Consider the following 25,320-nt stretch of genomic DNA (forward strand, 5'->3'; position numbering starts at 1 on the left):
ATGCACGACACGATCGAGGCGAACCAGTGGTCCAGCGGCGGCCCGCTCACCGTCGCCCCGGCCGCCTTGCCCGATGTCTTCGCGGCCGTTGCCCGGCGCGATCCGGACGCGGTGGCCGTGGTCTTCGAGGACACCGAGATCAGCTATGCGGAGCTGGACGCGCGGGCGAACCGGCTGGCCCACCTGCTGATCGCGCGGGGCGCCGGGCCGGACCGGGTGGTCGGCCTCGCGGTGCCGCGCTCGATCGAGATGATCGTGGCCGAGCTGGCCGTGCTGAAGGCCGGCGCCGCCTATCTGCCGCTGGATCCGGCCGACCCGGCCGAGCGGCTCGGCTACCTGATCGCCGACGCCCGTCCGCTCTGCCTGGTCACCACTTCCGAGGTGGACGATCGCCTGCCTCATCCGGAGGGTCTGCCGCGGTTGCTGCTCGACGACCCCGCCGTGGTCACCGAGCTCACGCGGGCGGCGGCAACCGATCCCGTACGGGATGGGCTGCGGGTCGAGCACGCCGCGTACGTCATCTACACCTCCGGCTCCACCGGCCGGCCCAAGGGCGTGCTGCTCACCCATGCGGGCGTCGCCAAGCTGATGTCCACCCAGTTCGAGCGGTTCGGACTCACCCCGGACGTGCGCGTGCTGCATTTCGCCTCGCCCAGCTTCGACGTCGCGTTCTGGGATCTGGTGCTGGCGCTCTGCTCCGGTGGCCGGATCGTCGTCGTGCCGGCCGACCGCCGGGTCGCCGGGCCCGCGCTGACCGAGTACGCGATGCGGCACCGGACGAACTTCATGATTCTGCCGCCGGCGCTGCTGGCGGCTCTGCCCCCGGAATGCGAGCTGCCGCCGGGCATCCTCCTGGCCGGCACCGAGCGGGTCTCGCCCGAACTGGTCGCGCGCTGGGCGGACGGCCGCCGGATGTTCAACGCGTACGGGCCGACCGAGGCCACCGTGAACTCGACGCTCGGCGAGTGCGACCCGGCCCGGATCGACGGCTCGTCGGTCCCGATCGGCCGCCCGGACCCGGCCACCGACGCGTACGTGCTGGACTCCGCCCTGCGCCCGGTCGACCCCGGCGTCCCCGGCGAGCTGTACCTGGCCGGACCCGGCCTGGCCCGCTGCTACGTGAACCGGCCCGACCTGACCGCCGAGCGGTTCGTCGCCAACCCGTTCGACGAGGCCGGCGGCCGGATGTACCGAACCGGCGACGTCGCCCAGTGGCGCGAGGACGGCCGGCTCGACTTCCTCGGCCGGGTCGACGACCAGGTCAAGGTCCGCGGCTACCGGATCGAGCTGGGCGAGATCGAGTCGGTGCTCGCCCGCCACCCGGGCGTCGGGCAGGTCGCGGTGATCGTCCGCGACGAGCGGCTGGCCGCCTACATCGTTCCCGCCGAGGCGCCGCAGGAGACGGCCGAGGCGCAGGTTGCCGAGTGGAAGGAGCTGCACGAGCTGCTCTACCAGGCCGGCCGGGTGGAGCGTTTCGACGAGAACTTCACCGGCTGGAACTCCAGCTTCGACGGCTCGCCGATCCCGCTGGAGCAGATGCGCGAGTGGCGGGACGAGACAGTCTCCCGGATCAAAGCCCTTGCCCCGCAACGAATCCTGGAGATCGGGGTCGGCAGCGGACTGTTGCTGTCGCGGCTCGCGCCGGATTTGGAGAGCTACTGGGGGCTCGATCTCTCCGAGGAGGCCGTCGCGACGCTGCGCGCGGCCACCGCGGACATGCCCGGCGTGGTGCTGCGCGCGCAGCCGGCCCACGACCTGACCGGCGTGCCCGAGGGCCACTTCGACACGGTCGTCATCAACTCGGTGGCGCAATACTTCCCGAGCGCCGACTACCTGACGTCGGTGCTGCGCGCGGCGGTCACCCGGCTCGCTCCCGGTGGGCGCATCTTCGTGGGCGACGTGCGCAATCTGCGGCTGCATCGGGCCCTGCACGAGGCGATCGCGGCGGCGCGGCCCGGCCACGATGTCGAGGCGGCCCTGCGGGCCGAGCGCGAGCTGCTGCTGGATCCGGATTATTTCGCGACTCTCGGCATGCTCACTGCTGACGTACGCGTGAAGCAGTCCCGCCACGACAACGAGTTGACCCGTTACCGGTACGACGTCGTGCTCTCGACCGCGTCCCCGGGCGACCAGCCGGTGCACGCGTGGACGGGGCTCGACGACCTACGCGAACTGCTCTCGGCGAACCCGCAGCGGGTGCGTGTCACCGGAATTCCCAACGCCCTGCTGGGCTTTGCCGACGGTGTCACCGCCGCCGGCCTCGCCGCCCTGAGCAGTCACCACGTCGCGGTCACCTGGAACGGCGACTCGCTCACCGGCGCGCTCGACGCCATCTTCCAGCTCGGCGAGGCGCCCGCCGGCGACTACCGGCCGGGCGCGACCGTGCCGCTCGCCAACACCCCGGCCGCGTTCACCGACCCGGCCGCGCTCGTGAAAGCGCTTCGCCTGCACGCCGAGTCCTGGCTGCCCGCCTACATGGTGCCGACCGGATACGTGCTGCTCGACGCGCTGCCGGTGCTCACCAGCGGCAAGCTCGACCGGGCCGCGCTGCCCGCCCCCGACTTTGCCGTGCTGGCCACCGGCACCGCCCCGCGCACCCCGCGCGAGAAGGTTCTCTGCGAGCTCTACGCGGACGTGCTCGGCGTGCCGGGCGTCGGCATCGACGACGACTTCTTCAGCCTCGGCGGCGACAGCATCGTCTCGATCCAGCTCGTGCTGCGCGCCCGGGCCGCCGGTCTGGTCTGCACCTCCCGCCAGGTCTTCGAGGCCCGCACGGTGGCCGCCCTCGCCGAGGTCGTCACCGAGCTGGAGACCGTCCGCCCGGAGTCGCCGGACGACGGGATCGGAGAGATCCCGTTCACCCCGATCCTGCGCTGGCTGGACGAGACCGGCGGCGACCTCACCGCGTTCAGCCAGTCCATCGTGGTCACCGCCCCCTCGGCCGCCACGGCCGACGATGTGGCCGCGCTCCTCGCCCAACTGACCGACCGGCACGACCTGCTCCGCGCCACCCTCGACCGGCCGGCCGGCATGCTGCGAGTCGCGCCGCGGGGAACCGTCGCACCCTGGCTTCGGATCGCGGCCGAGGGAGCCACGATCGCGGCCGAGGAGGAAGCGGCGGCGCGGCGGCTCGACCCGGCCCGGGGCGTGATGGCCCAGGCGGTGTTCTTCCCGGCGTCGCGCGAGCTGCTGCTGGTGGTCCACCACAGCGTGGTCGACGGGGTCTCGCTGCGGATCCTGCCCGACGACCTGGCCGCGCTCTGGCAGCGCCGGGCGACCTCGCACACCGGCACCTCGTTCCGCCGCTGGGCGCTCGGGCTCCGCGAGGCGGCCGGCCGCCGTGCCACGGAACTGCCGTTGTGGCAACGGATCCTCGACGGTCCCGACCCGGCGCTCAGCCACCGGCCGCTGCGCCCGGTCGACGACCTGGCCTCGGTGGCCCGGCACACCGTCCGGCTGCCGGCCGGCCGCACCGAGCCGGTCATCACGAGCGTCGCGGCCGCCTTCAACGCGGGCATCAACGACGTTCTGCTCACCGGTCTCGCCCTCGCCGTCGCGAAGTGGCGCGGCGGCGGCGAACGGTCCGTGCTGATCGCCCTCGAAGGCCACGGCCGCGAGGAGCAGGTCGTGCCCGGCGCCGACCTCGCTTCCACGCTCGGCTGGTTCACCAGCGTGTTCCCGGTGCGCCTCGACCCCGGTGACGCCGACCTCACCGACGCGCTCGCCGGCGGACCGGCCGCCGGCGCCGCGCTCAAGCGGATCAAGGAGCAGCTGCGCGCGATCCCCGACCACGGCATCGGATACGGGCTGCTACGCCACCTCAACCCGGACACCGCACCGGCCCTGGCCGCGCTGCCCGCCCCGCAGATCAGCTTCAACTACCTGGGCCGGTTCGCCGCCGGATCGGGCGCCGACTTCACCCCGGTGGCCGGGCACGGGATCCTGGCCGGCGGCTACGACCTGGGCATGCCGGTCGCGCCCTACACCCTGGAGATCAACGCGTACGTGCAGGACACCGCCGACGGACCGGCACTCGGCGTGACCTGGGCCTACCCGCGGGACCTGCTCTCCGAGGAGGCGGTCGCCGAGCTGGCCGACGGCTGGTTCGCCGCGCTCGGCGCACTGGTCGGGCACGCCCGCGGCCCGGCCGCCGGCGGGCTCACCCCGTCGGACCTGACGCTGACGCTCAGCCAGGACGAGATCGACGAGTTCGAGAACGAGTGGGAGCTTCCGTGACCGCGCCCGCCTCCCGCATCAGCGACATCCTGCCGCTCACCCCGCTGCAGGAAGGCCTGCTGTTCCACACCCAGCTGGCCGCGGACGGCCCGGATGTCTACACCGGGCAGCTGACGGTCACGCTGACCGGCCCGGTCGACGCCGACCGGCTGCGCGCGGCCGGGCAGGCGCTGCTCGACCGGCGGCCCAACTTGCGGGTCGCCTTCCGCCGCCGCAAGAACGGCCAGGCCGTCGCGATCGTGCCGCAGCACGTAGCCCTGCCCTGGACCACGATGTCGCTGGCCGCCGAGGAACTGCCCAAGTTCCTCGACGACGACCTAGCCACCCGCCTCGACCCGGCCACCGCCCCGCTGCTGCGCCTCGCGCTGGTCTCGCTGGGCCCGCACGACCACCGCCTAGTCCTCACCCACCATCACCTGCTGCTCGACGGCTGGTCGATGCCGCTCCTGCTGGACGAGCTGACAGCCCTCTACCGCGGCGACGCGCTGCCACCACCCGCCGACTTCCGCACCTACCTGGCCTGGACCGCCGCCCAGGACCGGCCCGCCGCCACCAAGGCCTGGCAGTCCGCCTTCGCCGACCTGGACGGCGCCACCCTGCTGGCCGCGCCGTCCGGCCCGTCCGCGCCGTCCGCGCTGGCTGGGCCGTCCGCGCTGGCTGGGCCGTCCGCGCTGGCTGGGCCGTCCGCGCCGGCTGGGCCGTCCGCGCCGGCTGGGCCTTCCTCGCCGGCGGGGCGGCCGACCGTCCACGCGGTGGTGCCCGACCGGGTGCTGCGCGACCTGCCGGCCGGGCTCACCTCCCGGTTGACCGCGCTCGGGCGGGCCGAAGGGCTCACGCTGAACACCCTCGTGCAGGGCGCCTGGGCGATCGTCGTCGGCGCGCTCACCGGCCGCGATGACGTGGTGGTCGGCGCGACCGTGGCCGGCCGGCCGCCCGACCTGCCCGGCTCGGACACGATGATCGGCCTGTTCCTCAACACGATCCCGGTCCGGGTCCGGCTCGACCCGGCCACCCGGACCGTCGACGCGCTGCGTGGCCTCCAGGACGGCCAGACCCGGCTGATGGACCACCAGCACCTGGGCCTCGCCGAGATCCAGCAGCTGGCCGGGCACGGCGAGCTGTTCGACACGCTCACCGTCTTCGAGAACTACCCGCTCGGCTCGTCGCTGCCGTCGCCCGGCGGGGGAGCGCGGATCACCGGCGCGTCGATCCGGGACTGCGCCCACTATCCGGTGACGCTGACCGCCCGCCCGGGCGAGCGGATGCACTTAGACCTGGAGTACCGCGGCGACCTGTTCACCGCGGCCGCCGCCGAGCGGCTCCTGGACCGGCTCACGACCGTCCTGACCCAGCTGTGCGACGCACCGACTGCCCTGCTAGCCAGGCTCGACGTCCTCGACCCGGCTGAGCGCGCCGACCTGCTCGACTTGGCGCCGCCAGCAACGGCCGAGCGTGCCGAGCTGCTTGACGCGGCGGCGCCGACAGCGGGCGTCACCATCCCGGATCTGCTTGCCGCGCAAACCGGACGGACCCCGGACGCGGTGGCTCTGGTCGCGGGCGGGCGCGAGTGGACGTTTGCCGAATTCTCCGGGTGGGCCGGTGGGCTGGCCGCCCGGCTGCGAGCGCTGGGGGTCGGCCGGGGAGACCGCGTCGCGCTCGCGCTGCCGCGGGCGCTCACGCCGCAGGCGATGTTCGGGGTGATGAGCGCGGGCGCCGCCTACCTGCCGCTCGACCTGGACCAGCCTTGTGAGCGCATCGCCGCCATGCTCGAAGACGCCGCGCCCGCGCTCGTCGTCACCGAGGAGGGGGTCGAGCTGCCCTGGGACGGGCGGCGACTTCATGTCTCGGAGCACCTCGAGCCGGCCGACGCCCGCACGGGGGCGATCGAAGCCAGGGACCCGGCATATGTCATCTACACCTCCGGCTCCACCGGGCGGCCCAAGGGTGTCGTGGTGCCGCACCGCGGCATTGTGAACCTGTTCGCCTCGCACCGCGCCCGGTTCATGAGTGGGCCGAAGCGGCGGGTTGCCCACGTGGCCTCGTTCACGTTCGACGGCTCGTGGGAGCCGCTGATCTGGCTGCTGGACGGGCACACCCTGCATGTGCTCGACGCCGACGTCTACCGGGACGCGGCGGCCACCGTCGGCTATCTGCGTCAGCACGGCGCCGGCTTCCTCGACGTGACGCCCACCTATCTGCGTGAGTTGATCCCCGCGGGCGTGCTCGACGCCGGGCTGAGCATGCTGCTGGTCGGGGGCGAGGCGACCGATCCGCAGCTGTGGCAGCAGATCTGCGCGGTCGACGGCCTCGACTGCTACGACCTGTACGGGCCGACCGAGGCCTCGGTGGACGCGTACGGCTGGCACGGTCCCGCGCGCGACGCCTACCGGCTCGACAACGTCCGGACCTACGTGCTGGACGCGGCGCTGCGGCCGGTGCCGCCGGGCGTCCTCGGCGAGCTGTACGTGGCCGGGCCAGGCCTCGCCCGTGGCTACCTCAACCTCCCGGGGCTGACCGCCGAACGGTTCGTCGCGGATCCCTTCCACCCGGGCCGGATGTACCGCACCGGCGATCTGGTCCGCCGCAACGAACACGGCGTCCTGGAGTTCGCCGGCCGCGCCGACGGCCAGGTCAAGGTGCGCGGCTTCCGCATCGAGCTCGGCGAGATCGAGGCGGCCCTCGGCGGCCAGTGCGCTGTCGTCGTCAAGGCGGAGCGCCTGATTGCCTACGTGGTCGGCGGGCCGGTCGACGTCGAGGCATTGAAAGGCAAGCTGCCCGCGTACATGATTCCGTCGGCTTTCGTCGAGGTGGACGCCCTGCCGCGTACGGTCGCCGGCAAGCTCGACGTGGCCGCCCTGCCCGACCCGGAGATCGCGGCGCCGGCCGGTGGCCGCACCGCCCGCGGCACCCGCGAGCAGCAGCTGTGCGACCTGTTCGCCGAGGTGCTCGGCATCCCCTCGGTCGGCATCGACGACGACTTCTTCGCGCTCGGCGGCCACTCGCTGTCGGTGATGCGCCTGGCCGGCCGGGTCCGCGCGGCGATGGGCGTCGAGCTGCCGGTGCGGGCGGTGTTCGAGGCGCCGACCGTGGCCGCGCTGCTGCCGCGCCTGGTCGGCTCGACCCGGGCGCCGCTGATCGCCCGGCCGCGACCCGACCGGCTCCCGCTCTCCTATGCGCAGCAACGGTTGTGGTTCCTCTACCGGCTGGAGGGGCCGAACCCGACCTACAACATCCCGATCGCGTGGCGGCTGCGCGGGCGCCTCGACACCGAGGCTCTGACCGCCGCGGTCACCGACGTGGCCGGCCGGCACGAGACGCTGCGCACGGTCTTCGCCGAGGAGGACGGCGAGCCGTTCCAGCGGGTGCTGCCGGCCGGGCCGGTCCCGATGCCGGTCGAGCAGATCGCCGAGGGCGACCTGGCCGAGCGACTGGAAACCCTTGGCGCGTACGGGTTCCGGCTCGATCAGGAGCCCCCGCTGCGCGCCCGGCTGTTCCGGGTCGCTCCCGACGAGCACGTCCTCGTCCTGCTGCTGCACCACATCGCCGGCGACGAATGGTCGGACGTGCCGCTGCGCCGCGACCTCGTGGCCGCGTACACCGCGCGGTGCGCCGGCCTGGCGCCGGCCTTCCCGCCGCTTCCCGTGCAGTACGCGGATTTCGCGCTCTGGCAACGGGATCAGCCGCTGGACATCGAGGGCTGGCGGAAGACGCTCGCCGGTCTGCCCGACGAGATCGACCTTCCGGCCGACCGGCCACGCCCGGCGGCGGCCAGTTACCGCGGCGACGTCGTGCGTTTCGAGCTGCCCGCCGAGGTGACCGCCCGGCTGAGGGCGCTCGCCCGGAACACCGGCACCTCGATGTTCATGGCGATGCAGGCGGCGGTGGCCGTGTTGCTGACCCGGTTGGGCGCGGGTACCGACATTCCGCTGGGCTCGCCGGTGGCCGGGCGTCCGGATGCGGCGCTCGACGATCTGGTCGGCTTCTTCGTGAACACCCTGGTCCTGCGGACGGACACGAGCGGGGACCCGTCGTTCCGGGAGCTGCTGTCACGCGTACGGGAAACCGATCTTGCTGCTTTTGATCGTCAGGACGTGCCGTTCGAGCATCTTGTCGAGGCGTTGAACCCGGTGCGGTCGCTCGGTCGGCACCCGCTGTTCCAGACGATGGTGTCGTATCTCGGCGAGGCCGACAGCACTTGGCATCTGGGCTCGCTGCGGGTCGAGACCGAGCACGTCCGTCAGCACGTGGCCATGTTCGACCTGTCGTTCGACTTCTTCGAGACCCGCGACGGGGTCCGCGGCGAGCTGGAGTTCGCCACCGACCGCTTCGACCCGGCCTCGGCCCGCGTTCTGGTCGAGCGGCTGCAGCGGGTCCTCGCCGCCGACCCCGACACCGTGGTGAGCCGGATCGACGTCCTCGGAAAGGAGGAACGCGTTAGCCTGCTGGCCTCATCGCACGGAGAAGCGGCGACCGGGTCCATCGTGGACATCTTCGAAGCGCAGGTGGCCGCTACGCCGCAGGCCGTTGCGCTGGTCTCCGGCGGCCGCAGCTGGACCTTCAACGAGCTGGACGAATGGTCCTCGAGGCTGGCCGGCGCGCTGGCCGCCGAGGGAGTCGGCCGTGGCGATCTGGTCGCGCTGGCCACCGCCCGTCCGCTGACCGTGCCCGCGATCCTGGGCGTGCTGCGATCCGGGGCGGCGTATCTGCCGTTGGACGCCAATCAACCGGCCGATCGAATCGGTGGAATCCTGGACGACGCCGCGCCGGCTTTGCTGGTCGGCGATCTGAGCGTCCCGTGGGACGGCCGCCGCCTGAACCCGGCGGTGCTTCCGGAAGCGCGGCACGACTGGGTCGCCGTTGAGGCCGACGACCCGGCCTACGTCATCTACACCTCCGGCTCGACCGGGCGGCCCAAGGGCGTGGTGGTCCCGCACCGCGGCATCGTCAACCTGTTCCACTCGCACCGCGATCGGCTGATGCACGGCCCCAAGCGGCGGGTCGCGCACGTCGCCTCGTTCACCTTCGACGGCTCGTGGGAGCCGCTGATCTGGCTGCTAGACGGCCACGCCCTGCACGTGCTCGACACCGACGTCTGCCGGGACGCTGCGGCGACCGTCGGCTACCTGCGGGAGCACGACGTCGATTTCCTCGACGTGACGCCCACCCATCTGCGCGAGCTGATCCCGGCCGGGGTGCTCGACGCCGGCCTGAGCATGCTGCTGGTCGGCGGCGAGGCGACCGATCCGCAGTTGTGGCAACAGATCTGCGCCGTCGACGGCCTCGAATGTCACGACCTGTACGGCCCCACCGAGGCCTCGGTCGACGCCTACGGCTGGCACGGCGTTGCGCGCGAGCCCTATCAACTCGCCAACGTGCGTACCTACCTGCTCGATGCGGCACTGCAGCCGGTGCCACCGGGCGTGCTGGGCGAGCTCTACGTGGCCGGTCCCGGCCTCGCCCACGGCTATCTCAACCGGCCTGGGCTGACCGCGGAGCGGTTCATCGCCGATCCCTTCCAAGAAGGCCGCATGTACCGTACCGGCGACCTAGCCCGCTGGAATGCCGCGGGCACGCTGGAATTCGCCGGCCGCGCCGACGGTCAGGTCAAGGTGCGCGGCTTCCGGATCGAGCTCGGCGAGATCGAGGCGGCGCTCGGTGGGCAGAGTGCGGTCGTGGTTCGTGACGGCCGGCTGGTCGCCTATGTCGTGGGCAGCCGGGTCGATCTCGACAAAGTGAAGAAAAAGCTGCCCGACTACATGATCCCGGCCGCATTCGTGGAGGTCGACGCGCTTCCCCGCACGGTGGCCGGCAAGCTGGACGTGGCCGCCCTGCCGGCGCCCGACCTGTACGTGCTCAGCCAAGGACGGGCCGCCCGCAGCACCCGCGAGCAGCAACTGTGCGACCTGTTCGCCGAGATGCTCGGACTGCCGTCGGTGAGCATCGACGACGACTTCTTCGCGCTCGGCGGCCACTCGCTGCTGGTGATGCGCCTCGCCGGGCGGGTCCGCGCGGCGATGGGCGTCGAGCTGCCGGTGCGGGCCGTCTTCGACGCGCCGACCGTGGCCGCGCTGCTGCCCCGCCTGACCGGCGCCCTCCGGGAGCCGATCACCCCGCGATCCCGGCCCGCGCGGGTGCCGCTTTCCTTTGCCCAGCAACGGTTGTGGTTCCTCTACCGGCTCGAAGGCCCGAACCCGACCTACAACATCCCGATGGCGTGGCGGCTGCGCGGGCCGCTCGACCGGGCGGCGCTGACCGCCGCGGTGCGGGACGTGGCCGAGCGGCACGAGACGCTGCGGACCGTCTTCCCCGAGGTCGACGGCACGCCGTATCAGCACGTTCTCGACGCCGGGGCGGTGCCGGTCGCCTTCCCCGCGGACGGTGACCTGGACGCCGCGGCCGAGCACGCGTTCGAGCTCGACCGGGAGACGCCGCTGCGGGTCGACGTGTTCCCGGCCGGGCCGGACGAGCACGTGATCCTCCTGCTGCTGCACCACATCGCCGGCGACGAGTGGTCCGAGGCGCCGCTGCTGCGGGATCTGAGCATCGCGTACGAGGCCCGGCGCGCCGGTCACGCGCCGTCGTTCGTCCCGCTTCCGGTGCAGTACGCGGATTTCGCGCTCTGGCAACGAGATCAGCGGCTGGACATCGCCGGCTGGCGGGAGGCGCTCGACGGGCTGCCCGACGAGATCGACCTTCCGGCCGACCGGCCGCGACCGGCCGAGGCGAGCTACCGCGGCGAGGCCGTCGAGTTCCGCCTGCCGGACGCGGTCGCCCGCGATCTGCGCGATCTGGCCCGGAGCACCGGCACGAGCGTCTTCATGGTCGTGCAGGCGGCGGTCGCGATCCTGTTGACCCGGTTGGGCGCCGGAACCGACATCCCGTTGGGCTCACCGGTGGCGGGTCGTCCGGATGCGGCGGTCGACGACCTGGTGGGGTTCTTCGTGAACACGCTGGTTCTGCGTACGGATACGAGCGGTGACCCGTCGTTGCGGGCGCTGCTCTCGCGCGTACGGGAAACGGATCTTGCAGCTTTTGATCGTCAGGATGTGCCGTTCGAGCATCTTGTCGAGGCGTTGAATCCGGTGCGGTCGCTCGGGCGGCACCCGCTGTTCCAGACGATGGTGTCCTACCTGCCTGGGACCGGCGGCAGCTGGCGCCTGGCTGACCTGGACGGGCGGCCGGAACCGGTGGGGCACCGCTCGGCGATGTTCGACCTCTCGTTCGACTTCGCCGACGCGGCCGACGGCGCCGGCATCGAGGGCACCCTCGAGTTCGCCACCGACCGCTTCGACCCTGCCTCGGCACGCACCCTGGTCGAGCGGTTGCAGCGGATCCTCGCCGCCGACCCCGACACGGCGCTGAGCCGGATAGACGTCCTCGGAGTGGAGGAACGCGCTCGCCTCCTGTCGGCTCCGACCGGCCAGGTGCAAGAAGGGTCCATCGTGGACCTTTTCGAGGCGCAGGTGGCCGCCACGCCGCACGCGGTCGCGCTGGTCTCCGGCGGCCGCAGCTGGACGTTCGCCGAGTTGGATGAATGGTCTTCAGGGCTGGCCGGTGCGCTGGCCGGGCGGCACGTCGGGCGAGGCGGCCTGGTGGCGCTGGCGACCTCCCGCCCGCTCACCGTGCCCGCGCTGCTCGGCGTGCTCCGGTCCGGGGCCGCGTATCTGCCGCTCGACGCCTACCAGCCGAGCGACCGGGTCGCCGCGATCCTGGACGACGCCGCGCCCGCGATCCTGGTCACCACCGACGGGCTCGACGTCCCGTGGACCGGCCCGCGCCTGACGGCCGGCGACGCCGCGCTGCCCGGCCGCGGCGTCCGTGCCTCGATCGGCGGGGACGACCCGGCATATGTCATCTACACCTCCGGCTCGACCGGGCGGCCCAAGGGCGTGCTGGTCCCGCACCGCGGCATCGTCAACCTGGCCGCCACCCACGCCCGGCGGCTGATGCCCGAATCGCCGAGGCGGGTCGCGCACGTCGCGTCCTTCACCTTCGACGGCTCGTGGGAACCGCTCGTCTGGATGCTCCACGGCCACGCCCTGCACGTCCTGGACGACGACGAGTACCGCGACGACGCCGCCCTGGTGGGCTACGTCCGGGAACACCGCGTCGACGTGCTCGACGTGACGCCGACCTACCTGCGCGAGCTGATCCCGGCCAGGATCCTCGACGCCGGCCTGAGCGTGCTCCTGGTCGGCGGCGAAGCCATCGATCCTCAGCTGTGGCAACGGATCTGCGCCGTCGACGGCCTCGACTGCCACGACCTCTACGGCCCCACCGAGGCCTCGGTCGACGCCTACGGCTGGTCCGGGCCTGATCGCCGCTCCTACCAGCTGGACAACGTCCGCACTTACGTCCTCGACGCCACCCTGCAGCCGGTCCCGCCCGGCGTGCTCGGCGAGCTGTACGTGGCCGGCGCCGGTCTCGCCCACGGCTACCTCAACCGCCCCGCCCTGACCGCCGAGCGGTTCGTCGCCGATCCCTTCCACCCCGGCCGGATGTACCGCACCGGCGACCTGGCCCGCTGGAGCCGCGATGGCGTGCTGGAGTTCGCCGGCCGCGCCGACGGTCAGGTCAAGGTGCGCGGCTTCCGCATCGAGCTGGGCGAGATCGAGGCGGCGCTGGGCGGCCAGAGCACGGTCGTGGTCCGCGAGGGCCGCCTGGTCGCCTACGTCGTCGGTGGCCCGGTCGATCTTGACGAGGTAAAACGCAAGCTGCCCGACTACATGGTCCCGGCCGCGTTCGTCGAGGTCGACTCGCTGCCCCGTACGGTCGCCGGAAAGCTCGACGTCGCCGCCCTGCCGGCGCCCGACTTCACCGGGCTCATCGGCGGCACCGCCGCCCGCAACGAGCGCGAGCAGCAGCTGTGCGACCTGTTCGCCGACGTGCTCGGCCTGCCCGCGGTCGGCGCCGACGACGACTTCTTCGCCCTCGGCGGCGACAGCATCGTCTCGATCCAGCTGGTCAGCCGGGCCCGCGCGGCCGGTCTCGGGATCAGCCCGCGCGACGTGTTCCGGCACAAGACCCCGGCCGCCCTCGCCCAGCTGGACGTCGCCGAGACCGTGACCGTCGCCGAGGCGCCGGGCGAAGCGTGGGGGAGCGCGCCGCTGACCCCGGTGATGCGCTGGCTGTTCGAAGTGGACGGCCCGATCGAGGGCTACCACCAGTCGATGCTGCTGCACGCCCCGGCCGGCGCCACCCCGGAACGGCTCGCCGAGGCGATGCGGGCGCTTGCCGATCGGCACGACATGTTGCGCGCCCGCATCACCGCCGACGGCATCGAGATCCCCCCGCCCGGTGCGCCGATCGCCGAAGCCATGGTCCAGGCGGCGCTCGCCGGCCCGTACGTCCGGCTCGTCCTCCACCACCTGATCGTCGACGGCGTCTCCTGGCGGATCCTGCTCTCCGACCTCGCCGACGCGTGGCACGGTAGGGCGCTGACCCGTACCGGCACCTCGTTCCGGCGCTGGGCCCGCGAACTCGACCGGCTCGCTCGCGACCCACGCGCCGAGAGCCAGGCGCCGTACTGGGCCGAGGTCCTCGACGGGCCGCGCGCCCCGCTCGGCCGCCGCGAGCTCGACCCGACCCGCGACACCGTCGGCACCTGCGACGAGCACACCGTCACGCTGCCGCCGGCGGAAACCGAGCCGCTGCTGACCACCGTCCCGGCCGGCTTCCACGCCACCGTCGAGGACGTGCTGCTGACCGGCTTGGCGCTCGCCCTGCGCGGCTGGGCCGATCACGAGGGCTGGCTGGTCACCCTGGAGGGGCACGGCCGCGAGGAACAGCTTGTGCCGGGCGCCGACCTGTCCCGGACCGTCGGCTGGTTCACCACCGAGTACCCGGTGCGGCTCGACCTGGGCGCCGAAGACCCGGCCGACGCGCTGAAGGTCGTCAAGGAACGGCTGCGCGCGGTGCCCGACCACGGCGTCGGCTACGGCCTGCTGCGCTGGTCCCACCCCGAGAAGCCGCTGGCCGGGCGGCCGCAGCCACAGATCGGGTTCAACTACCTCGGCCGCTTCGCCGCCGGCGACGCGAGCGACGAGGCGTGGGAGCCGGCCGGCGAGGGCTGGGGCGGCGGCGCCGACGAGGACATGCCCGCCGACTACCCCCTGGAGATCAACGCGATCACCGAGGACCACCCCGACGGGCCCCGGCTGGCCGCCACCTTCACCTGGCCGCGCGGCCTGCTCGCCGCCGAGCAGGTCCGCGAGTTGGCCGACCGGTTCCGGGCCGCCCTGCGGGCGCTGGCCACCGGCGCGGAGAGCGGCGGCTACACCCCGTCCGACCTGGACCTGGTCGAGCTCAGCCAGGACGACATCGACAGCCTCGAGGCCGACTTCGCGGACTTCGAGGCCGAGTGGGAGACGCAGTGACCAAGAAGCCCGGACTCCAGGACGTCCTGCCGCTCTCGCCGCTGCAGGAGGGCCTGCTGTTCCACGCGCTGTACGACGCCGACAAGCCGGACGTCTACACGGTGTCGATCGCCCTCGACCTCACCGGCGCCCTCGACGTCGACCGGCTGCGCGCGGCCGGGCAGGCGCTGCTGGACCGGCATCCCAACCTGCGGGCCGGCTTCCGCCGTACGGCCAAGGGCACCACGGTCGCGGCGATCCCCACCCGGGTGCCATTGCCGTGGTCCTTCAACGAGAGCGAGCCGGAGGCTCCGCGCTTCGACATGACCCGGCCGCCGCTGCTGCGGATGGCGCTGACCCGGCTCGCCGACGACGTCCACCGCCTCGTCATCACCCACCACCACATCCTGCTCGACGGCTGGTCATCCCCGCTGCTCGTCCGCGAGCTGTTCGACCTCTATGCCGGCCGGGAGCTGCCGCCGGTCACCCCGTACAAGAACTATCTGGCCTGGCTCAGCCGCTGGGACAAGCAGGCCGCCATCGCCGCCTGGCGGGAGGCCCTCGCCGGCCTGGAAGAGCCCACCCGGATCGCCGCCCCCGGCGAGCCGTCGGTCCCGGACTCGGTCGAGACCGCGCTCCCCGAGGAACTGAGCGCCCGCCTCACCACCCTGGCCCGCACCCACGGCTTCACCCTCAACACGCTCGTCCAGGCCGCCTGGGGCCTCCTGCTGGCCCGCACCATCGGCCGCGACGACGTGGTCTTCGGCGCCACCGTCTCCGGCCGCCCGCCGCAGCTGCCCGGCGTCGAGTCGATGATCGGCCTGTTCATCAACACTGTTCCGGTCCGGGTCCGGATCGACCCCGCCGAGCCCGCCCGCGACCTGCTGATCCGCCTGCAGGACGAGCAGGCCGCGCTGATCGAGCACCAATACCTGGGTCTCGGCGACGTCCAGCGGCTGGCCGGGCACGGCGAGCTGTTCGACACGCTGACCGTCTTCGAGAGCTATCCGGGCGGCCCGGCCGAGCCGGTGGACGGGTTGCAGGTCACCGAGGCGTACGACGAGGACGCCACCCACTACCCGGTGGTGCTGATCGCCGAGCCGGGCGACCGCATCAACCTGGAGATCCGGCATCGGGCCGACGTTGCCGCGCAGGGACTGCTGGACCGGCTTGTCCGCATCCTCACCGCGATCGCCGACGACCCGGCGCGTCCGGTCGGCCGCATCGACATCCTCGACCCGGCCGACCGCGCCCGGCTGCTCGGCGACTGGGCCGGCGGCACCGACGGGATCGAGCTCACCACCTTCCCGCGCCGGTTCGCCGAAATGGCCGCCGCGTTCCCCGAGCACGTCGCGATCGTCTGCGGGGACGAGCAGGTCACCTACGCGGAGCTCGACGCCCGCTCGGCCCGCCTGGCCCGCTCGCTCGCCGGCCGGGGCGCCGGCCCCGGCGAGGTCGTCGCGGTCGCGCTGCCCCGCTCGGCCGACCTGATCACCGCGCTGGTCGGCGTGCTCCGCTCGGGCGCCGCCTACCTCGCGCTCGACCTCGACTACCCACCCGAGCGCCTGCAGTACATGCTCGACGACGCCCGTCCACTGTGCACGGTCACCGCGGCCGACCTGCCCGGCGACGGACCGCGGGCCGAGCCGCGCGAGCCCGGGCCGCTGGACGCCGCGTACGTCATCTACACCTCGGGATCGACCGGCCGGCCCAAGGGCGTCGTCGTCACCCACGAGGGCGTGGCCAAGCTGCTCGCCACCCAGACCCGGCGGATCGGCATCACCGAGCACAGCCGGGCCCTGCAGTTCGCCTCGCCCAGCTTCGACCTCGCCTACTGGGAGATGGGCTGGGCGCTGCTGTCCGGCGGCACCCTGGTCGTCGTGCCGGCCGAGCTGCGGGCGCCGGGCGCGCCGCTGGCCGACTACATCGTCAAGCACGAGGTCACCCACCTGGCGCTGCCGCCGTCGGTGCTCGGCGCGCTGCCGGCCGACGTGGAGCTGCCGCTCGACGTGCACCTGATGGTCGGCACCGAGGAGGTCCCGGCCCGCCTGGCCGAGCGGTTCGCGCCCGGCCGGCACATGTTCAACTGCTACGGCCCCACCGAGACCAGCGTCAACGCCACGCTGTGGGAGGTCGCCCCCGTCACCACCGGACCCGTGCCGATCGGCGTGCCGGACCCCGGACAACGCGCCTACGTGCTCGACAGCGGCCTCAACCCGGTGCCGCCGGGCACGGTCGGCGAGCTCTATCTCGGCGGCCTCGGCCTGGCCCGCGGCTACCTCAACCAGCCCGGGATGACCGCTTCGCGGTTCGTCGCCGATCCCTTCCGTGGCGGCCGGATGTACCGCACCGGCGACCTGGTGCGCTGGAACGAGTCCGGCGCGCTCGAGTTCGTCGGCCGGGCCGACCACCAGGTGAAGATCCGCGGCTTCCGGGTGGAGCTCGGCGAGATCGAGGCCGTCGTCGCGCGCCAGGAGGGCGTCCGGCAGGCCGCCGTGGTGCTGCGCACCGACGCCGGGATCAAACGCATCATCGCGTACGTCGTGGGGAACGCCGATCCGGTCCGATTGCGTACGGACGTGAGCGCGATCCTGCCCGACTACATGGTCCCCGGCGCTTTCGTGTCCCTCGAGAAGCTCCCGGTCAGCGTCAACGGCAAGCTCGACCGGGCCGCGCTGCCCGCACCCGACTTCGCCGCCGGCCGCACCGGCCGCGAGCCGCGCACACCCCGCGAGAAGCTGCTGTGCGACGTCTTCGCCGAGGTCCTCGGGGTCGCCGGGATCGGCATCGACGACGACTTCTTCGCACTCGGTGGCGACAGCATCATGTCGATGCAGCTGGTCGGCCGGGCCCGCACCGCCGGGCTGGTGCTCTCGCCCCGGCAGGTCTTCCAGAACCGCACCCCGGCCCGGCTGGTCGCGGTGGCCGGCACGGTCACCGGCGCCGACGCCGTGCCCGCGAACCTGTCGCTGGTCACGCTCACCGAGGCCGACCGGCGCGAGGTCGCCGGCCTCGGCTTCGACGTACGCGAGGTGCTGCCGCTCTCGCCGCTGCAGACCGGCCTGCTCTTCCACACGCTGCTCGACGACGCCGGGCCGGACGTCTACACGGTCCGGATGGTGTTCGAGCTGAGCGGCCCGGTGGACGCCGACCGGCTGCGCGCCGCCGCCCAGGCCCTGCTCGAACGGCACGGCAACCTGCGCGCCTCGTTCCACCACCTCGCCTCGGGCACCGCGGTCAGCGTCGTCCCGGCCACGGTGACCGTCCCGTGGACCGAGGCCGACGCCCCGGACGACGTTGCCTGGCAACGAATCCTCGACGAGCAGGGCCACCGGTTCGACCCGGCGGCCGGCCCGCTGGTCCGGTTCGCCCTCGTGCACACCGGGCCGGACACCCATCGGCTCGTGCTGACCCACCACCACCTGCTGCTCGACGGCTGGTCCCGCGGCCCGCTGATGGCCGAGCTCTCGGCGCTGTACCGGGATCCGTCGGCGACCACCACCGGCCGCCCGTTCCGCGACTACCTCGCCTGGCTCGCCGGGCAGGACCGGTCCGCCGCCGAGCAGGCCTGGACCGCCGCGCTGGCCGGGCTGGCCGAGCCCACCCGGGTCGCCCCCGGTGGGCCGCGGGAGGCGCTGCGCCCCGAGGTCGTCGAGGTCGAGCTGGCCGCCGATCGCACCGCCGCGCTCACCGCGATCGGCCGGGCTCGCGGGCTCACCCTCAACACTGTCGTGCAGGCCGCCTGGGCGCTGCTGCTCACCCGGCTCACCGGCCGCGACGACGTGGTGTTCGGCGCGACCGTCTCGGGCCGCCCGCCGCAGCTGCCCGGCGTCGAGTCGATGGTCGGCCTTTTCATCAACACCGTTCCCGTACGCGTGCGCATCGACCCGGCCGAGCCCGCGCACACCCTGCTGGACCGCCTGCAGGACGAGCAGTCCGCGCTGATGGAGCACCAGTACCTCAGCCTCACCGACATCCAGCGGATCGCCGGGCACGGCGAGCTGTTCGACACCCTCGTGGTGTTCGAGAACTATCCCGACGACGACACCACCGGGGACGGCGGGCTGCCGGTCACCGGCACCGACGGCCACGACGCCACCCACTATCCGCTCACGCTGATCGCCGAGCCGGGGGAGACCCTGCGGCTCGCGCTCGAGTTCCGGCCCGACCTCTTCGATCCCGCCCTCGCCGCCCGCCTGGCCGACGGCCTCGTCGCGTTGGTCGACGGACTCGCCGCCGGGCTGGACGCGCCGGTCGGCCGGATCGGGCTGCTCGACGCGCCGCCGGCCGGCGGCGCCGGCCCGGTGGTCGCGCTGTCCCCGGCCACCCTGCCGGAGCTGGTCTCCGCGCAGGTGGCGGCCACGCCGGACGCCCTCGCGCTGGTCGGCCCGGCCGGCGAGAGGCTGACCTACCGCGAGCTGGACGCCCGGATCGACCGGCTGGCCCGGGTGCTGACCGCGGCCGGCGCGGGCCCGGAAACCGTGGTGGCGCTGGCCCTCCCGCGCTCGATCGACCTCGTGGTGGCGATCCACGCCGTGGTGCGGGCCGGCGCTGCGTACCTGCCACTCGACCTCGACCACCCGGACGCCCGTCTGGCCGGGATGCTGGCCGACTCCCGGCCGGTCGCGGTGCTCGCGCACGCCGCGACGGCCGGCCGGCTGCCCGCCTCGTCCATTCGGCTCGACGAGCCGATCGACGACCCTGCGGTCGCTCTCACCCCGCCGGGGCCGCGGAACCCGGCGTACGTCATCTACACCTCCGGCTCGACCGGCGCGCCCAAGGGCGTGGCCGTCGAGCACGCCGGGATCGTCAACCGGCTGCGTTGGATGCAGCACGAGTACGCGCTCACCGGCGCCGATCGGGTGCTGCAGAAGACCCCGGCCGGGTTCGACGTGTCGGTGTGGGAGTTCTTCTGGCCGCTGATCGCCGGCGCCACCCTGATCGTCGCCAAGCCGGACGGCCACCGCGACCCCGAGTACCTCGCCGGGCTGATCCGCCACGAGGGCGTCACCACCGTCCACTTCGTCCCGTCGATGCTCGCCGCTTTCCTGCCCTCCGCGGCCGGCTGCACGAGCCTGCGCCGGGTGATCTGCAGCGGCGAAGCCCTGCCCACCACCCTCGCGAACCGGTTCGCCGAGATCCTCCCGGAGGCCGGGCTGCACAACCTCTACGGCCCGACCGAGGCCTCGGTCGACGTCACATACTGGGCGGCCGCTTCTCTTTCAAGCGGGACGAGCGTGCCGATCGGCGGGCCGGTCTGGAACACCCGGGTCAGCGTGCTCGACGACGCGCTGCGCCCGGTGCCGGTGGGCGTGCCCGGCGAGCTCTACCTCTCCGGCGTCCAGCTCGCCCGGGGCTATCGCGGGCAGCCCGGCCTGACCGCGGGGCGGTTCGTGGCCGACCCGTACGGCGAGCCGGGCGAGCGCATGTACCGCACCGGCGACCGCGTTCGCTGGACCGCCGAGGGCGTCCTGGAGTTCCTCGGCCGCGGCGACGGGCAGGTCAAGATCCGTGGGCAGCGGGTCGAGCTCGGCGAGATCGAGGCCGCGATCGACAGGCCCTGCGCGGTGGTGGTCCGCGATGGCCGCCTGGTCGCCTACACAGTAGGACCGGCCGACATCTCCGGGCTCCGTGAAAAGCTGCCCGACCACATGGTGCCGTCCGCGTTCGTCGAGCTGGACGCGCTGCCGGTGAGCGTCAACGGCAAACTCGACCGGGCCGCCCTGCCCTCGCCCGACTTCGCCGCCGCCACCACCGGCACCGCCGCGCGGACTCCCCGCGAGCAGCTGCTCTGCGACCTGTTCGCCGAGGTCCTCGGGATGCCGTCGGTCGGCGCCGAGGACGACTTCTTCGGCCTGGGCGGGGACAGCATCGTCTCGATCCAGCTGGTCGGCCGCGCCCGGGCGGCCGGACTGTCGCTCACCCTGCGGCAGGTGTTCCAGCTGCGCACCCCGGCCGCGCTGGCCGCCGCGGCCGGATCCGCCTTCACCGCCACGGCCGGCGAGGGCGCGCTGGTCGAGCTGACCGACGCGGAGACCGCCGAGATCGCAGGCCTGGGCCTGGACGTGGCCGAGGTGCTGCCGCTCTCCCCGCTGCAGGCCGGACTGTTGTTCCACGCCGCGTTCGACGAGGGCGGCCTCGACCTCTACACCGTGCAGATGGTGTTCGACCTGCCGGCCACGGTCGACCCCGAGCGCCTGCGCGCCGCCGGGCAGGCCCTGCTCGAGCGGCACGCGAACCTGCGCGCCTCGTTCCACCAGCTCGGCTCCGGCCGCCCGGTCGCCGTGGTGTCCCGGCATGTCAGCCTGCCGTGGGCCGTCGCCGACCTGGGTGACGACGACGGCGAGGCCTGGGAGCGCTGCCTGGCCGAGGAGGGCCGCCGCTTCGACCCGGCCACCGCGCCGCTGCTGCGGATGATGCTGGTCCGGACGGCCAGCGGCTACCGGCTGGTCCTCACCCACCAGCACATGCTGCTCGACGGCTGGTCCCGCGGACCGCTGATGGAGCAGCTCGGCGCCCTGTACGCCGGGCAGGCGGTGGAAGTGACGCCGTACCGGAACTTTCTGGCCTGGCTGGCCGGGCAGGACCGCGTCGCGGCCGAGGAGGCCTGGCGGGCCGCGCTCGCCGGCGTCGAGGATGCCACCCGGCTCGCCCCGGCCGACCCGCAGCGCGAACCGGCCGTTCCCGAGCTGCTCGACCGCGAACTGCCCCGGCACGTCACCGATGCGCTCACGGCGCTCGCCCGTACCCGTGGCCTGACGCTGAACACGCTGGTGCAGGCAGCGTGGAGCGTCGTGCTCGGCCGGCTCACCGGCCGCGACGACGTGGTCTTCGGCGCCACCGTCTCGGGCCGCCCGGCCCAGCTGCCCGGCGTCGAGTCGATGATCGGCCTGTTCATCAACACCGTGCCGGTCCGCGTCCGGATCGACCCCGCCGAGCCCGTCGAGGCGTTCCTGACCCGGCTGCAGGACGAGCAATCGGCGCTGCTCGACCACCAGTATCTCGGGCTCGCCGACATCCAGCGGCTGGCCGGCGCCGGCGAGCTGTTCGACACGCTGCTGATCGTCGAGAACTACCCGGACGGCGACGACTCCCTCCTCGCCGCGGCCGAGGCGGGCGGCCGGGATGCCACGCACTATCCGCTGACCTGGGTGGTCGACCTCGGCGAACGCTTGCGGATCGGCTTGGAATACCGCCCGGACCTGTTCACCGGCGCGGTTGCCGAGCGGATCGTCGCCGCAGTGACAGCGGTGCTGACCGCGTTTGCCGTCGACTCTTCGCGCCCGGTCGGCCGCCTCGATCTGGTCGCCGGCGAGAACCGGGAAGGCTGGAACCCGGCCCCGATCACGCGGACCGACGACCCCACCGTCGCCGAGCTGTTCGAGCGGCAGGCGTCCGAGTCGCCGGACGCGATCGCGGTGGTGTGCGGGGAGGTGCGGTGGACATTTGCCGAACTGAACGCGCGGACCAACCGCCTCGCCCGGCTCCTGGTCGAACGCGGCGCCGGTCCCGAGGACATCGTGGCCCTGGCCCTGCCGCGCGCCGCCGACGCCATCACGGCGATCCTCGGTGTGCTCAAGTCCGGCGCCGCTTACCTGCCGCTCGACCCGGCCTACCCGGCCGCGCGGATCGCCGCGATGCTCGACGATGCCAAGCCGAAACTCCTGGTCACCGCCGAGGACGTGGACATCGCGGCGGAGGTCCCGCGGGTGCTGGTCGACGAGAGCGAGCACGCCGGCGAGAACCTGGAGGGCCGCGCGAGACCGCAGCATCCGGCGTACGTCATCTACACCTCCGGCTCCACCGGCCGGCCCAAGGGCGTCGTGGTCACCCACCGGAACCTGGTCAACCTGTTCCGCAGCCACAACGCCCAGCTGCACCGGCCCGCGCGCGCGGCCACCGGGCGGCGGCACCTGCGGGTCGGGCACGCCTGGTCGTTCGCGTTCGACGCCTCCTGGCAGCCGCAGCTGTGGCTGCTCGACGGCCACGCCCTGCACATCGTCACCGAGCCGACCCAGCGCGACCCCGAGCAGCTGGCCGCGCTGATCCGCGACGAGGGCATCGACTTCATCGAGCTGACCCCGTCGCATTTCGCGCAGGTCGCCGACGCCGGGCTGATCCGCGACGGGATATGCCCCCTCGCGGTGGTCGGGGTCGGCGGGGAGGCGATCGCCCCCGCGTTCTGGGAGCGGCTGGCGTCGCTGCCGGACACCGAGGCATTCAACCTGTACGGGCCGACCGAGGCCACCGTGGACGCCCTCTCCGCCCGGGTTGCCGACAGCCGTACGCCGGTCATCGGCCGGGCCGTCGGCGGCGCCCGCGCGTACGTCCTCGACCACGCGCTGCGGCACGCGCCGGCCGGGATCGCCGGCGAGCTCTACGTGGCCGGGGCCGGGCTGGCCCGCGGCTACCTGGGCCGCCCCGGGCAGACCGCCGAGCGGTTCGTCGCCGACCCCTACGGCGCGCCCGGCGACCGCATGTACCGCACCGGCGACCTGGTCCGCTGGACCGCGGACGGCCGGGTCGAATACCTCGGCCGGGTCGACGAGCAGGTCAAGATCCGGGGCTTCCGGATCGAGCTCGGCGAGATCGAGACCGTGCTCGCCGCCCAGCCCGGCGTCGCCGAGGCGGTCGTGATCGCCCGCGAGGACCGCCCGGGTGTCCGCCGGCTAGTCGGCTACGTGGTCGGCCCGGACGACCTCAACCCGGCCGTGCTGCGCGCCGCGGTGGCCGCCGAGCTGCCCGACTACATGGTCCCGGCCGCGCTGATCCGGCTCGACCGGCTGCCCACCCTCGCCAACGGCAAGCTCGACAAGGCCGCGCTGCCCGCCCCTTCGGTTACCGGAGCAAATGCCGGCCGGGAGCCCGCGAACGACCGCGAACGCGCGCTCGGCGAGGTCGTGGCGGCCGCGCTGGGCCTGGACACGGTCGACGTCGAGGCGGACTTCTTCGCGCTCGGCGGCGACAGCATCGTAGCCATGCAGCTGGTCGGCCGGGCCCGCGCGGCCGGCCTGCGGATCACCCCGCGGCAGGTGTTCGCCGAGCGCACGGTGGCCGGGCTCGCCCTGGTCGCCACCGCGCTCGACCCGTCCGGGGAGCAGGCCGCCGACGGCGTCGGGTCGTTGCCGCTCACGCCGGTGATGCGCTGGCTCAGCGAGGTCGAGGGGCCGATCGCCGGCTTCAACCAGTCGGCGGTGGTGCAGGTCCCGGCCGGCCTCGGCTGGGAGCCGCTGCTGGCCGCGCTGCAGGCGGTCACCGACCGGCACGACCTGCTGCGGGCACGGCTCGACCGCACCGGCGACTGGTCTCTCGTGGTGCCGCCGGGATCCCTTCCGACGTCCGCGTTCTGCACCCGGGTCGACGTTTCCGGACTCGATGAAGGCGGACTGTGGGACGCGGTGGCCGAGCAGGCCCGGATCGCCCAGGCCGCGCTCGACCCGGACAACGGCGTGATGATCCGGGCCGCCTGGCTGGACGCCGGGCCCGATCGCCCGGGCCGCCTGCTGCTGCTCGTGCATCACCTGGTCGTCGACGGCGTCTCCTGGCGGGTCCTGCTGCCCGAGATCGGCGCGGCCTGGCGCGACGCGGTCGCCGCCGGCACCCCGGCCACCGGCACCCCGGTCGCCGCGTCCGGCCGCATCCCGGTCGCCGTGGCCGCCGGCACCTCTTTCCGGCGGTGGGCGACCGGGCTCGCCCAGGAGGCGCTTTCGCCGCGGCGGGAGGCCGAGCTTCCGATGTGGACCGAGATCGCCGGAAAGGGCGACCCGCTACCGGTGATCCGCCCGCTGGACCCGAAGGTCGACGTGGCCGGCACGCTCAAGGACCACACCCTCGCCTTGCCCACCGACGTCACCGAGGCGCTGCTGACCACCGTGCCGGCCGCGCTCGGCGCGAGCATCAACGACGTGCTGCTCGGCGCCCTCGGGGTGGCGGTGGCCCGCTGGCGCCCCGGCGGCGCGGTGCAGGTCGCGCTGGAGGGCCACGGCCGCGAGGAGCATCTGGTGCCCGGCGCCGACCTCTCCGGGACGGTCGGCTGGTTCACCAACATCTTCCCGATTCTTTTGGACACCACCGGAATCGACCTGGCGGCCGGGGGAGCGGCGGTGGCCGAGGCGGTGACCCGGGTGCGCGAGCACCTGGCCGCGCTGCCCGACAACGGCATGGGCTACGGCCTGCTGCGCTACCTCAACCCGCGGACCGGGCCGGCGCTGGCCGCGCTGCCGCATCCGCCGATCCAGTTCAACTACATGGGCCGGTTCGACTTCCCGGAGGCCGAGGACTGGGAGTACGCACCGGAGGCGGAGGCGGCCGAGAACGGCGCCGACGACGCCATGCCCGAGACGTACGAGCTGGTCGTCAACGCCCAGACCGAGGACCGGGCGACCGGCCCGCAGCTGACCGCCACCTGGGCATGGCCCGACGCCGTGCTCGCCGAGAAACAGGTTCAGGACCTGGCCGCGGCCTGGTTCGACGCCCTGCAAGCCCTGGTAACCCACATCCGCACGAGGAGTATCCGATGAGCACCAACCCGTTCGACAACGCCGACGGCACGTTTCTCGTGCTGGTCAACGACGAGAACCAGCACAGCCTCTGGCCGGTCTTCGCCGAGGTGCCGGCGGGCTGGCGCACGGTGCACGGCCCGGCCGGGCGGCAGGACTGCCTGGACTACGTGAACGCGAACTGGACCGACATGCGCCCGCAGAGCCTGATCTCCTAGCCGGAGGGGACC

The 25,320-nt window shown here is 73.4% G+C and carries 4 protein-coding genes; all 4 read left to right on the plus strand.

The window, feature by feature from the left end; genetic code table 11:
- From ACQPZX_RS13700 to ACQPZX_RS13715, 4 genes are read left to right on the plus strand one after another with little or no spacing between them, the layout of a single operon-like run.
- Nucleotides 1-4,236: an amino acid adenylation domain-containing protein gene (locus ACQPZX_RS13700; RefSeq protein ID WP_433379561.1), complete on the plus strand. Its 4,236-nt coding sequence runs from the start codon at nucleotides 1-3 to the stop codon at nucleotides 4,234-4,236.
- Nucleotides 4,233-14,612 carry an amino acid adenylation domain-containing protein gene (locus ACQPZX_RS13705; protein ID WP_433379564.1) on the plus strand — a complete coding sequence of 3,460 codons (10,380 nt, stop codon included), beginning with the start codon at nucleotides 4,233-4,235 and terminating at the stop codon, nucleotides 14,610-14,612. The genes ACQPZX_RS13700 and ACQPZX_RS13705 overlap by 4 nt, the downstream gene beginning before the upstream one ends.
- Nucleotides 14,609-25,111, plus strand: coding sequence for an amino acid adenylation domain-containing protein (locus ACQPZX_RS13710; protein ID WP_433379567.1), 10,503 nt, complete (start codon nucleotides 14,609-14,611; stop codon nucleotides 25,109-25,111). The genes ACQPZX_RS13705 and ACQPZX_RS13710 overlap by 4 nt, the downstream gene beginning before the upstream one ends.
- The gene (locus tag ACQPZX_RS13715) at nucleotides 25,108-25,308 is read left to right on the plus strand and encodes an MbtH family protein (RefSeq protein ID WP_433379570.1); all 201 of its coding nucleotides are present in this window, start codon (nucleotides 25,108-25,110) and stop codon (nucleotides 25,306-25,308) included. Before ACQPZX_RS13710 ends, ACQPZX_RS13715 begins: the two co-directional genes overlap by 4 nt.
- The last annotated feature ends 12 nt before the right edge of the window (nucleotides 25,309-25,320 follow it).

This window comes from Actinoplanes sp. CA-142083, assembly GCF_050942195.1.
Classification (GTDB): Bacteria; Actinomycetota; Actinomycetes; order Mycobacteriales; family Micromonosporaceae; genus Actinoplanes.